Consider the following 12,977-nt stretch of genomic DNA (forward strand, 5'->3'; position numbering starts at 1 on the left):
ACTACTCGCCTCCCTCTCCGTTAGCCGCATCGGTGCCATCAGCATCCGCATCAACCGAGCCATCGGCATCCGCGTTCGGATCCACCTTCTGGTCCTCCGGCACGAAACGCTGCGACCAGGCGCCCTCACCGATATGCATGGTCACGACCGTCGTGTACTGACCGGTGTCCTCCTCGAGGGTGATCGAGTCGGGATTCGCGTCCGCATACCCGGGCAGTTTCGCCAGCGCAACGAGCCACGCATCAGTATCGGGCAGCGCAGAAGTCTTCGCCCCGAAGGTCAGTGTCGCGACCCGCATACCCTGAAGAGGCGCACTCGGCTGGGTGTAATCGACGAGCGGCGACGCTCCGTCGATGGTGACCTCAGTGATTTCGACGTTCTCCGGCAGGCTCGCTTGGACCTGATCGAGGTACGCCTTCCAGTCGACCTCCGTCGCCGACCCGACCATCTGGCCTGCCTTCACCGTGGCGAGCGCGTCCTGCACGACGCGTACATCCGCGTATTTCTGCTGCTCGAGCAGCAACTCACTCGTGCGGTTCTGCTCCGCGACCAGTGCAATCTGCGCGGTGAGGGCGTAATAGAAGGACGCCCCGGTCGCGACAAACACGAGCAGCACAGCGCCGAGCGTCGCGTAGATCATCGATCGCAGGGTGCGCTTGCCCCGGTGCACCGCGCGGATCTCCAGCGGAAGCAGATCCGCCCGCGGCACCCCGCCGATGACCAGCGTCTCTGTACTCTTGCTCATGCTTTGCTCCCCAGCGCGAGTCCGAGAGCCACGAGAATCGCAGACTGGCGAGCGCGCAGGTCATCGGTGTTGAACGATTTGGCGACCGAGATGCTGGCATACGGGTCGGCCTGAACCACGGGCCTGCGCGTCAATTCGGCGAGCGCGTCAGGCAGCCCGCTGAGGCTGGCTCCTCCGCCGGTGAGCAGGATGCGGTCGACGGATGCCTGCGGCCGCGACTCCCTGTAATACTCCAGCGTGTTGCGAGCACTGATGAGCAGCTCACTCGTCACCTCGTTGATGATTTCCATCGGGTACTGGTATTTCGGGTCATCGACCCTCGTTCGGAGCCCAAGCGCTCGCTTGAGCCCGTCTGCCTGCTCGGGGGCGATCTCCAGCCGCTGCGCGAGCGCCGTCGTCAGGTCATCGCCGCCCGCCGGGATGATGCGCAAAAACTGCGGCACCCCGTTCGTTGCGATCACGATCGTGGTGGCGGATGCCCCGATGTCGACGATTGCGACGGTCCCGTTCGCCTGGTCCCCTCGAAGCAGCGCCCTGGCAAGGGCGAACGGAATGAGGTCGACTTCCTTCGTCGTCAGTCCCGACTTCTCCACGGCGCGGACGTTGCCCATCACCGCTTCCTTGATCGACGCGATGAGGAGCCCATGCACAACCGGGCCCGTGTCTGACTGGCCTTCGGAGACGGGATAGAAGTCGAGCATGGCGTCGCCCACCGGAACAGGAAGCAGTTCCTGCACCTGGTACGGGAGGGCTTCGCGGATACGTTCCTGTGACATCCGCGGAAGGGTCAGGTCGCGCGCGAGCACCCGCTGGTTGCCCATGCCGATAACCACGTTCTTGCTCTTAAACCCGCCGGTCGACCACAGCCGTTTGAGCACGGATGACACGGTGCTCGGCTCGATCACCTCACCACGGTTCACCGCACCTGTGGGCAGCGGAAGCTCGTGAAAGCGCAGGAGAGTTGGGCGTGCCTTGTCGGCGTCCTTCAGCTCGACGGCGCGGATGGCGACGCTACCGATGTCGATACCCACGATTGTTGCTGACATGCTTCTCCTCTTACTTTCTGCCTACGCCACACCGAGCAGCGAGAGGTAGGAATTCCATAGCGCGGTGCCAAAGAAAATGCCGGTCCAGGCGCCGATGAGCATCCAGGGTCCGAACGGGATACCGCTCTTGCGACCCGCCTTGCGTGCGAGCATGAGCCCGATCGCATACAGCCCGCCAAGAAAGAAGGCAGCGAATGCGCCGACGAGGAGCGCACCCCAGCCGACGAAACCGAGGTACAGGCCCAGCACGCCAGCGAGTTTGACGTCACCGAACCCCATGCCGCCGGGGTACAGCATCGCCATCAGGAAGTACGCGAGCCACATCGCTCCCATGCCGACACCAGCGCGAATCAGAGCATCAGGATCCGAATTCAGGATGCCGGCGGCCGCCAGCAGAACTCCGCCGACGAGGTAGCTCGGCAGAACGATCGCGTTGGGGAGCTTGTGCGTATCCAGGTCGATCAGCGCGAGAGCAACGCTGACCCCCGCAAGCCAGAGAAACGCGAAGAGCACGAGCACGTTTGCGACGATGCCGCTGGTCGATGTCGCAGACGCGCCGGAAACCAGCCACCACCACACGGCGACCACGGCGAAGAACACGCCGACGCCGGCTTCGACGAGCGGGTACCGCGCCGAGATCGGTTCTTTGCAGTTTCGGCACTTACCGCGGAGCGCGAGCCAGGACAGCACAGGCACGTTGTCGTACGGCTTGATCTGTGAGCCGCACCCGGGGCATGCGCTCGGTGGCGCGACGACGGACATGCCGTTCGGCATCCGATAGACGACGACGTTGAGGAAGGAGCCGACGAGGAGGCCGAGGATGCCGACCACAACCGTCAGAAACGTCAGCGGGACGGTCAGATCGGCGGGGGTCATGGGGTCGACCCGTCAGCGTTGAAGGCCGTGCCAACACTTCCGATCTGACTGACGCCGTACGTCGTCGACGTCGGCGAGAGGAACTTGGGTGGCGCCGTCGTTCGCAGTCGTCGGTCATAGTGGTAGCTCTTGTCATAGCCGGTGCTGCCCGTTGTCGCCACAGGCCCGCGGAATACTTGCGCAATGGCGCCATTCACCGTGAGCGTGCCGCGCTTACTTGAGCCCTTGTCGTAGTTCTGAACAGAGAACGAGTTCGTCACGGCGAGGAGTGCAGCATTGATCGTCCGATCTTGCCCAAGCGCGAACTTCGACTTTTCACAGGTCGTAGTGGTTTGACCGTTCTTCTTTTTTTCATATTGGGTGCATTCGATCGGATTCCAAACCCAGACCGCGTTCGCGACCAGACCAAGAATGTCTGTCCCTGCATCCGTATAAGTAAGGTCGCCCACGACGTAGGCATAGTTCTGCGCAGCGATCGTCATTGCTCCTTTGAGCTGCCCGGCCACGTACACGTCACCGTTGCGGCACCCATAATGGGCGGGCTTGACGGCCGCCGGCGCAATCTCGTTTTTCATCGGATACTGGGAGACGGTGCTGTCCGACGAGAACACCCAACCGCCTTTGGTTGTATTGGAATCGCCGTTTGAGCACACAAAATTCGCCGGATAGGTACCGGGCTGGGTGTAGTTCTCGTCGGTGTCGACAGACGGCACACTTTGCACGTAAAGGAGGTTCTGATCGAGGACATCGATCGTCGCGCCTGTTGCCGACCCGAGCCCACCGGGTTCCGTTCCCGGCCTTCCGCATTGGTCCGGGTTAGATCCGACCGCGGAGTCGTCACCGGCGGTGTTCGTGAACTGCGTGTATGGCGACTTAACCGTCATCTTCCCCGTCGCCCCGTTGAGGGAAATCTGGGTGGGTCCGGTGTAGAGGCATCCAGGCCTTGGGACGTCCTGCTTCAGGTCGGACCGCGTCTCGCGTTTCATTTCCGCGTTCGTGGGCGGCATTCCGATGGTCTGGCTGGTCTTTGGGGCACCGGCATCGAATACGGGATTCGAGCAGGCATTTTCGTAGTTCTTCGGCGTCTTGTTGTTGGCAGTGGTTATTTCGCCCTTGAACCGTCCGCACAGCCGAAGCGTATCGTTCGAGTGCATGGGGCCATCCATGACGTCGGTGGAAGAAAACTGAATGGTGTCGCACGAGTTCCCTGCCTTCCAGCTGTAGGTCGGCGTGCAGTTCTTGCCGCCCTGGCTCGGATCTCTGACCTCATAGTCGGTGAAGTACAAGAAGTCGATAAAACCCTTCTGTTTGAGATCAGCGACAACGGTCCGGGTCGCCGATCCGACCCGACCAGTTGAACGGATGGTTAGCACACCATTCGCGGTGTATTTCGCATTGTTTACCTCGTATCGGAACGAGGCTCGACCGTCGCTCCCAGGCACCGTTCCCCACGCTCCATCGACTCCTGTGCCGAAAGCCGGGTTCTCAGGACTCGTCGGAAGCGTCACAGCGCTTCCGGATGCCGTCGAAAAAATCGACTCCGGATTGCCGTATTTGCTGTAGGTGCTGTCGTTTGCCAGTCGGTTTTGGTACTCATCGACCCCCGCATACGCCGCTGCCAGGGCAGCATTCCAGTCTTCGCTCGACTTGGAACTTCGCGCGCCACTGACGGCGATAGTGACGGCTGTCGTCGCGACCATCACCATCACCGCTCCCAGGACGATGACCATGACGAGGGCCGCTCCGCCTTCTCCTTTGAGCTTTAGAAATCGACCGACGGCGTGTGTCATTCTGCACTGACCTCTCCGAGGTTAGGAACGCCGACGGTGTTCTCGAGTTCGATGATCTGGCCCTTCGCGCCACCCTCGGCTTCGACGCGCATCGTGATCAACACGAAGCGGACTCTACCGAGGTCCACGACCGACAGCTTGTTCCCGTCGCCCATATCCATCGGCTTCCTCTCCTCGTTGAGGTAGGTGAAAAGAGGCCGCTCGTCGCCTTTCGGAATGAGCAACGAACCACTGAGGTTTCGAGAAGTCATAGCGGAAGCCGCCGGCCAGGAGAAATAACCATCGGTCACCTTCGCTGCCCACCGCTGTTCGATGAGCTGGCGCTTCGCGTTGACGGTAAACGTCACTTTCACCGGAGAGAGTGACAAACCAGAACCGCCCAGAACCGAGTGGATCGTCAACGATTCGGGGCTAGCCGCGACGAAGGCGCCGAGAGGCATGATGTTGTTCTTCACGGGAACGCTCGAGCCGTTCCGAACAACGAGGGCGAGTTCATTCATCGCATTGGATGCCGTCTTGCTGCTCGCGTCGATTCCGCGACTCATGGTCGCGGCGTTGGTGATGTTGATAAGAAGCGCGGCCACGATGGTTGTTACGATCGACAACAGGAGCATCGCGATGAGGAGCTCTACCAGGGTAAGCCCACGTTCGAACTCTCCTCTGGTACGGGCAGCCCGATTGGCGATTCCCGTCACGGGAGCACCGTGCGCGGATCGAGCGTGAACGTCTTAGAGCCGGTCGGTGGTGGCGCAGACGTACGAACCGTAACCCGCGTCGTATCGAGAACCGTTGCTGTTCCCCCGTTTTGGCTCGCTTTCGTATAGAACTTCCAGGTGCCGAAAGGAAGGCCAACGGTGACCGTTTTATTCGCTCCCTGGGGGACCACGGCGCTATCGAAGGCGTATGTTACGGCTTCGGTGCAAGCAGGCTGACCCGTAGGAGATATCTTCGGCGTGGTGACCCGTTCGGCGAAGAGCCATCGTTTGTCGGAGTCGCCACTTATTGTTACCACGCCGACCGGGACCGAGATGGCGGCACTTTTCGGCGGGACGGCCGCAATGAGGGAGGGTAGCTGCCCTACCCTTGGCGGCGAAACGGATACGTCGTCAAGCCAGGAGGTCGGATCTACGACAGCACAAGACTCCGGCACCGCCGCTCCCCCTGGTTCCGCGATGGTCTCGGCAACGAACGCGCCCGCGAGCATTTGGTAACCAGCACCCGCTGGAAACAGGTTCATTGTCGATGAAAGCGGGCGAACCACGGGGAGGCCACTGCCGAGCACGCTAGCTTCCATGTTCGACGGGACGCTGATGGGATTGGGCAATGGGGCCCCTGGAGCGGGCGTTGCGGTATAGGCGACCGTGTATTTGGCTGCAGTGTCATACGCGAACGACGCCGACGTCGATTGGCCCTTCAGCACGGTAACGACGCTCTCTGGGCTGGGATTGTGCAGGTTGTCGACACTGCCCGTCTTCTCGAGCTTGACCGAGTACGTTCCTGGTACGACTTTGAGCAGGTAGCTGCAGCCATCAGCGTCGGTCAGCGGAGGAGTTTCAGTGATCGCACCATCGTCTGAGGTCGACGTTGCCGTGATCTTCACGCCAGGGCTACCCGCGCCAGAAGCGTCTTTCACCGAGACGAGGATGGTGCCCGTCTCGGGGTCGTTGATCCTGCTTCCCGGAGTGAGGATGGTGTCTGCCCGAACCTCGGTCGCCCTGTTCCCCGGCCAAGTCACGGTCACGTTGACACGTTTGTACTGGAGCGCCCCACCGGCGCTGTCGCACCGCACATCTGTGCCCGCCGTCGAAATCCACGACGTGGCACGACTGATGGTGAAGTCCGTGCCGTCTATTTCCCGCTCATACGTAGTCGTCAGCACGTCAAACACATCGTCTTTCGATCTGACGAGGTCAATGTCGCTGGCAGCGAGATTGGTGGCAGCGACTCGAGCGCGCGACCCCGAGGTCATGGTGAGAACACTCGTGATCGACATCGAGATCCCCACGACGATGATTGCGAAGACCATCAGGGCGATCACGAGTTCGATCAGGGAGAGACCGCCCTCGCGGTCCTCCTGGACAACACCCGCGCGGATGCTTCGCATTGCGGTCACCTCTTCCGGAACGACGAAAAGGCGATGTCCGGCGCTCAATCTAACGGTGAGCTCCGGACATCGTTCTTAGTGATTAGCCCTCAGGACCCTTGCGACCCGCGGGGTGCCGCCCACGGCCGATTTCGCGTGGTGCCGGCTACGGGTTTCTCGTTCTCATTTATCCAGCTGCAGGCGTCGTGGCCCCGTAGCAGAGACCCTTTTTCACACCGGCGGTTGACGTGATGTGGAAGCTGCTATTCGTTTCGCTACTGGTGGCTTCGATGCAGAAATCGGCGCCAGTCGCTGTACCGCTTCCGGTCGCCTTGCCCTTGACCACGAACGCACCGTTCACGGCAGTTCCATACTTGCCACTGGCGGTCGCACCAAGGTCAGCCAGCTTCTTAGTGCCGACCGGAGTGACCGTGCTCAGGGTGCCCGTCGGAGCGAATGTCGAGTCGTCGGTGTACGCGGCTACGACGGCGATCTTCACGTTGGAAAGGTCGGACTGTACGGCGCTGTCCTTCGCGTTGTTCTGCACGCCCAGGTAGATCGGGATGGCGATCGCGGCGAGCACGCCGATGATGATGACGACGACCAGGAGCTCGATCAGGGTGAAGCCCTTTTCCTTCTCCTGAATGGCCTTGTAGCGAGCCGCGAGCGCGGCAGTGATGCGAGAAACCATGAGGCTTTCCTTTGTGATTGAGGTGTACTAGCCGGCGTCGGGATCGGCCTCACGGGACCCACCGGGTTATGACAGTATGCGAAGGAAGGGCTCAGGCTGGACACGCAAACAGGGGTGACTTGGGCATTTCGCCACCCCAGAGCGGGGGCGGCTGCGCAATAAGGTGAGTAAATCTCAGCTATTGCATCAATGTGGCAATGTTGAAGACCGGCAGGTACAGAGCGACGATCATGCCGCCGACGACGATTCCCAGAAAAGCGATGAGCAGCGGCTCTATCAGCGAGGTCAGGCTGTCGGTCATGGTCTGCACCTCCTGGTCGTAGAACTCGGCGATCTTCTCGAGCATCTGCTGCATCGCACCGGAGTCTTCGCCGACCGAGACCATCTGCACGACCATCGGCGGAAAGACGTCTTCCTCGGCCATCGGCCCTGCGATCGACTTGCCCTGCCGCACCGAATCCGCGACCTTCTTGAGCGCCTCCTCGATGACGTAGTTTCCGGAGGTCTCGCCCACGATCTGGAGCGCCTGCAGGATGGGAACACCAGCGCCGATCATGTCCGCGAAGTTGCGCGAGAATCGCGCAACGGCCAGCTTTTTCATGAGCAGGCCGAAGACCGGCATCTTGAGCTTCAGCGGGTCGAGGAACTTGCGCACGTTCTCGTCGTTCTTGTGCGACTTCCACCACACGGTTCCGGCAATGGAGAGCACGAGGATCAGTGGTCCGAGCCAGATCATTTGCTCGGAGAGCGTGACGAGGATTTGGGTCGGCAGCGGCAGGCTGCCACCCATCCCCTCGAACATGTCCTTGAACACCGGCACGATGAAGATGAGCATTCCGGCTACCGCAAGGACGACCATTCCGACCACGACAACGGGGTAGGTCATGGCGCTCTTGATGCTGTTCTTGAGCGCCGCTTCCTTCTCGAAGTTCGTCGCGACCGTGTCGAGCGCTTTGTCGAGGAACCCGCCGGTCTCCCCCGCCTTAACCATGTTGATCATGATCGGCGGGAAGTCCTTGTGGTGCTTCCGCATGGAATCCGACAGCGACGAACCAGTCTCAACGTCGTCACGCACGGTTCCGAGAATCTTCGCGAGAGGCTTGGACTCGGTCTGGTCCGCGAGGATCGTCAGCGTCTTCATGAGTGACAACCCAGCACTGGCCATCGTCGACATCTGCCGGCTCATGATCGCCAGGTCCTTGAGCCCGACACCCTTCGAGAATCCGGGGATCGTGATCTCTTTACTCAGCCCCGTGCCATCCGGAGCTGCCTCAATCGAAACCGGCGAGAGCCCCATCGATCGAAGACGGGTGGCAACGGCCGACTCGCTCGAGGCCTCGACTTTGCCCTTGACGATCTTGCCCGCTGCGTCTCGTCCCTTGTAGGCATAGGCGAGGGTAGTTGGCACTTACCGCTCCAGCCTGTTCGAGAACGAATCGCCGAAGTCGATTTCCGACGCCTGCATCGCACGAGTCGATGCCTCGGTCGGCGACTGAACACCGCTGAGCATCCGTGAGAACCCCTCTGGGTCGTGGGCTTTCGCCTCCGCGGCCTGGCGGGTCACCCTGCCTGAGTTGACGAGCTCAGCGAGGTGCTGATCCATCGTGTGCATGCCGAGTTCCTTACCCGCCTGCATCGCCGAGAGGATCTGGTAGGTCTTGCCCTCACGGATGAGGTTCGACAGCGCCGGCGTGATCACCATCACCTCGGTCGCCACCACACGCCCCGACCCACTCGCCTTCGGCACGAGGGTCTGGCAGACGACGCCCTGCAGCACACCGGACAGCTGCGTGCGCACCTGGTCCTGCTGGTGCGACGGGAAGACGTCGATCACACGGTCGATCGTCTGCGCGGCATCCTGCGTGTGCAGCGTCGCGAAGACGAGGTGACCGGTCTCGGCAGCGGTCAGCGCCACCGAGATCGTCTCGAGGTCGCGGAGCTCACCGATGAGGATGACGTCGGGGTCCTGACGCAGTACATGCTTGAGTGCGTTCGCGAAGCTGTGGGTGTCTGCACCGACCTCTCGCTGGTTGACGATCGACTTCTGGTTCTTGTGCATGAACTCGATCGGGTCTTCCACCGTCACGATGTGGTCGGCGCGGGTACGGTTCACGAGGTCGATGAGCCCGGCCAGCGTGGTCGACTTTCCCGAACCGGTCGGACCGGTTACCAGCACCAGGCCGCGCGGCAGCGCAGCAAATCGACTCACAGAGTCGGGCACTCCAAGGTCGCTGAGCCGCTTGATCTCGGTCGGGATCAACCGGAACGCCGCCCCGATCGCCCCGCGCTGCATGTAGTAGTTCACCCGGAACCGGCTATCCGCGGTGAGGGTGTGCGCGAAGTCGAGTTCCAGGTGCTCATAGAACATCTCGCGCTGCTTGTCGGTCACGATGGCGGCGAGCTCCGCCGTCACCTTGTCGCGGCTCCAGGGCGCTGCGCCGTCGATCGGTTTCAGCCCACCGTTGACGCGGATCATCGGCGGAGCGTCAGCAGTGACGTGCAGGTCGGATGCCCCGAGGGCGACCACAGCGGAGAGAGCCTCGGCGAGGGAGATCTCGGCTTCTGCCTGCGGCGCGGCCTGCTCACCCCCGTTTCGTTCAGCGCGTGCCGCCGCAGCGGCCTGGGCCATACGGTTGGCCTCGCTGCGGGTCATCGGCGGGGCCGCCTGCGGAACCGCCGTCGTCAGGGGCGGTGACGCAGCCACCGGCGGCGACGCAGCCATCGACGGAGACGCATCGCTGAACTGCAACCCGGCACGCGGCGCGAACGGCGGCGCGAGCTCGTCGAAGACATCGATGCCCCTGGCGTCAGAATCGGAGGTCGCGCTGGTGACCAAAGGATCCGGTGCGTCCGCAGCAGGAACGCCGGTGCCGGCATCCGTTCGCGGCTTGATTCCCGGCGTCCAGCCGCCAACGTTCGCGCCGGGCGGCAGGATCGGAATCTCATAGATTGGATCGCTCAAGCGTCACTCCCTCAAATGTGCTTTCTGCTGTGTGAATGTCCGGGTCCGGCACCTGCCGTCCCTGCCGCGAGCGCCGTTAGACGACGACCCGCAGAATCTCCTCGAGGCTCGTGAGCCCCATGGTGGCTTTGGTGTACCCGTCTTCGCGGAGCGTGAGCATCCCCTGCTCACGAGCCACCCTTCCGATGTCCGCACTCGATGCGCGGGCAACGGCCATCCGCTCGATCTCTTCGGAGATACTCATGACCTCATGAATCGCGAGCCGGCCGCGGTACCCGGTGTTCGAGCACTGGTTGCAGCCGACCGGACGGAAGATTCCGGGCATCCGGCGGCTAACCGGCACCTGCGGAAACTTCATCCGGAGCAGGTCATCGGCCGTGTGCTCAGCCGGCGCCTTGCACCGGTCACAAAGGCGCCGCGCGAGACGCTGGGCGACGACGCAGTCGAGTGCGGACCCGACGAGGAAGGGTTCGATGTCCATCTCCGTCAGCCGGACGACGGCGCTGGGCGCATCGTTCGTGTGCAGGGTCGACAGCACGAGGTGGCCGGTGAGCGACGCCTCGATCGCGATCTGCGCGGTTTCATGGTCACGGATCTCGCCGAGCAGCACCACATCGGGGTCCGAACGGAGGATCGACCTCAGCGCACTCGCGAAGGTGAGCCCCGCTTTCGGATTGACCTGCACCTGGTTGATGCCCGCCATCCGATACTCGACGGGATCTTCGACCGTGATGACGTTGATCTCGGGACGCGCAACCGTGTTGAGGGTCGTGTAGAGGGTCGTCGACTTTCCCGAACCGGTCGGACCGGTGACGAGGATCATGCCGTACGGCTTCGTATATGACTTCTTGTACGCCTCAAAGTTGCGATCGAGCAACTGCAGGTCGCGCAGGTCGAGGCTCGTGTTCGAGTTGTCGAGAATTCGCATGACGACCTTCTCGCCCCACACGGTGGGCAGTGTCGCCACGCGCAGGTCGATCTTGCGCCCGCCGTGGCTCACCGACATCCGGCCGTCCTGCGGTTTACGCCGCTCGGCGATGTCGATATCGCTCATGATCTTGAGCCTCGAGATCACGCCGTTCTGGATGCTCTTGGGCGCGCTCTGCATCTCATGGAGCACGCCGTCAATGCGGTATCGCACCCGGAGTTCGTGCTCGCCAGGTTCGATATGGATGTCGGAGGCGCTGTCCTGGATCGCCTGCGACACGAGAAGGTTGACGAACCGCACGATCGGCGCATCGTCATCGCTGTTGTCCGCGATGCCGAGTCCGGCATCCTGCGGAGTTGACTCTTCTTCGAGCGTGCTCGTCAGGTCGTTGAGCTCGTCATCAGCACGCAGATACCGATCGATGGCGGCGAGGAGGTCGCCCTGCTCCGCCTGCACCTTCTCAACCCTCAGGTGGGTTGCCGCGCGCACATCGTCGATCGCGAACACATCACCCGGCGTGACCATGGCGAGCTGAAGCACGCCGTCGACGAGCCCGATTGGCAGCACCGAGTGCCGCCGGCAGAGCGTGGCAGGCACGAGCGCGACAGCCGTGCGGTCCACCGGATACTCGAGCAACTCGACGAAGCCGATCCCGGCCTGCGTCGCCCGCGCTCGCGCGAGCTGCACAGGGGTGACCATCTTCTGCTCGAGCAGCGCGCCGAGTGCGACCTCGTCATCGGCCTGGTTGCGGCTGACCCGCTCGAGCTGGTCGAACGGGAGGATCCCCTGGAGGATCAGTGTCTCCATAATGGATGGCACGAAGATCACCCCCCGGATCGTGTCAGTGCTTGGCAGCCTTGTCACGCTACAGTCCAGGTGCCAGATGGCCACAGTCCCCCGTTGGGGATTCGGCGCCCCCATTCACGTGACGCGTCGTTGCCTCCCCGCTCCGTGACGGCATCCGCCCGGCAGGCTATCCCCAGAGCGTCGCGATAATGTCTTCCGTGTATCCGGCAAAATCCACCTGGGTCCAGTGCGTGGACACCCACCCGTTGCTCCGGAAGTAATGGGACTCCCCGGCCGGCCCGTACTCACCGGATTCGTCGACCCACAGGATCGTGCAGTGCGTGCCGCCCATCCACTCGACGCAGCTGTGACCGTCAGCGGTGAGCGCTTCAATCGCCGCAGTGATCTGGCCCGCGTCGACGATATTCACCGCGGTCCCGATCCCGACCTCGCTTGCCACTCCCCAATCGCAGTCGATGGATGGCAGGGTCTCGCGGATCGCTTCCGCGCTCTCCGATTTGGTTGGCGCAGTACCGGCAAGAGTTTCATCATTGAGCGGCATACCGGACGCGCTGAGACCCTCGAAGAACGTGGGGCTGTAGACCGCCGAGCACTCCGACGGCAGAGAGATCGCGTCGGGGTCTTCGGGTGTCGGTGTCGGCGTCGGCGTCGGCGTCGGCGTCGGCGTAAGGCTCGGAGTCGGCGTGGCGGTCGTTGTCCGCGTCGCAGTCGGCGTCGGCGTCGGTTCGCCGCCGGTCTCCGCACCATCACGGACCGCCCAGAACACCACCAGGGCGATCACGACGGCAACCACGAGCCCGACCGAGATCCACAGGATGAGGCGCCGACGTCGCTGACCGTCGTCCGCCGGAACGGGGGTTTCTTCACCGGGGATTCCGAACTGGTCCGACATGGCTGTCCTTTCGCGAGGCAGGCCCCCAAGCTACCGCGCTGCCGACCACTCATCCCGCAACATCCGGTCACGATTTGGACAATCTCCGAACGGATGCTGTCGAGCGCGTCGCGAACGCGGCCGCAGGCACCCGTTAACGACGAAAGGCCCCGACTCA

Annotated in this window: 11 protein-coding genes; all 11 read right to left on the reverse strand. The window is 62.6% G+C overall.

Translation table 11 applies throughout. From position 1 onward, the window contains the following. Position 1: 1 nt before the first annotated feature. On the reverse strand, positions 2 to 745 hold the full coding sequence (locus AC1X6S_RS06505; RefSeq protein WP_483404917.1) for a hypothetical protein: 744 nt from the start codon (positions 743 to 745) through the stop codon (positions 2 to 4). Beyond that, entirely contained in the window at positions 742 to 1,791 is a 1,050-nt protein-coding gene (gene pilM, locus AC1X6S_RS06510) for a type IV pilus assembly protein PilM (protein ID WP_483404918.1), read from the reverse strand. Before pilM ends, AC1X6S_RS06505 begins: the two co-directional genes overlap by 4 nt. Positions 1,792 to 1,812: 21 nt before the next feature. Then, positions 1,813 to 2,667, reverse strand: coding sequence for a prepilin peptidase (locus tag AC1X6S_RS06515; RefSeq protein ID WP_483404919.1), 855 nt, complete (start codon positions 2,665 to 2,667; stop codon positions 1,813 to 1,815). Further along, complete coding sequence (locus tag AC1X6S_RS06520; RefSeq protein ID WP_483404920.1) at positions 2,664 to 4,457, reverse strand: hypothetical protein; 1,794 nt, start codon at positions 4,455 to 4,457, stop codon at positions 2,664 to 2,666. Before AC1X6S_RS06520 ends, AC1X6S_RS06515 begins: the two co-directional genes overlap by 4 nt. Beyond that, on the reverse strand, positions 4,454 to 5,152 hold the full coding sequence (locus AC1X6S_RS06525) for a PilW family protein (RefSeq protein ID WP_483404921.1): 699 nt from the start codon (positions 5,150 to 5,152) through the stop codon (positions 4,454 to 4,456). The genes AC1X6S_RS06520 and AC1X6S_RS06525 overlap by 4 nt, the downstream gene beginning before the upstream one ends. Continuing rightward, positions 5,149 to 6,561, reverse strand: coding sequence for a hypothetical protein (locus AC1X6S_RS06530; protein WP_483404922.1), 1,413 nt, complete (start codon positions 6,559 to 6,561; stop codon positions 5,149 to 5,151). Before AC1X6S_RS06530 ends, AC1X6S_RS06525 begins: the two co-directional genes overlap by 4 nt. Before the next feature lie 166 nt (positions 6,562 to 6,727). Further along, positions 6,728 to 7,231, reverse strand: a complete 504-nt coding sequence (locus AC1X6S_RS06535; RefSeq protein ID WP_483404923.1) for a type IV pilin protein — start codon at positions 7,229 to 7,231, stop codon at positions 6,728 to 6,730. A gap of 178 nt (positions 7,232 to 7,409) precedes the next feature. Next, on the reverse strand, positions 7,410 to 8,639 hold the full coding sequence (locus AC1X6S_RS06540) for a type II secretion system F family protein (protein WP_483404924.1): 1,230 nt from the start codon (positions 8,637 to 8,639) through the stop codon (positions 7,410 to 7,412). Beyond that, positions 8,640 to 10,193, reverse strand: coding sequence for a type IV pilus twitching motility protein PilT (locus tag AC1X6S_RS06545; protein ID WP_483404925.1), 1,554 nt, complete (start codon positions 10,191 to 10,193; stop codon positions 8,640 to 8,642). It abuts the gene before it with no gap. Between the two features lie 76 nt (positions 10,194 to 10,269). Continuing rightward, entirely contained in the window at positions 10,270 to 11,940 is a 1,671-nt protein-coding gene (locus AC1X6S_RS06550; RefSeq protein WP_483404926.1) for a GspE/PulE family protein, read from the reverse strand. A 154-nt stretch (positions 11,941 to 12,094) separates the two neighbouring features. Next, positions 12,095 to 12,820: a hypothetical protein gene (locus AC1X6S_RS06555; protein ID WP_483404927.1), complete on the reverse strand. Its 726-nt coding sequence runs from the start codon at positions 12,818 to 12,820 to the stop codon at positions 12,095 to 12,097. Between the last annotated feature and the right edge of the window lie 157 nt (positions 12,821 to 12,977).

Source organism: Mycetocola sp. Y442 (genome assembly GCF_056898615.1).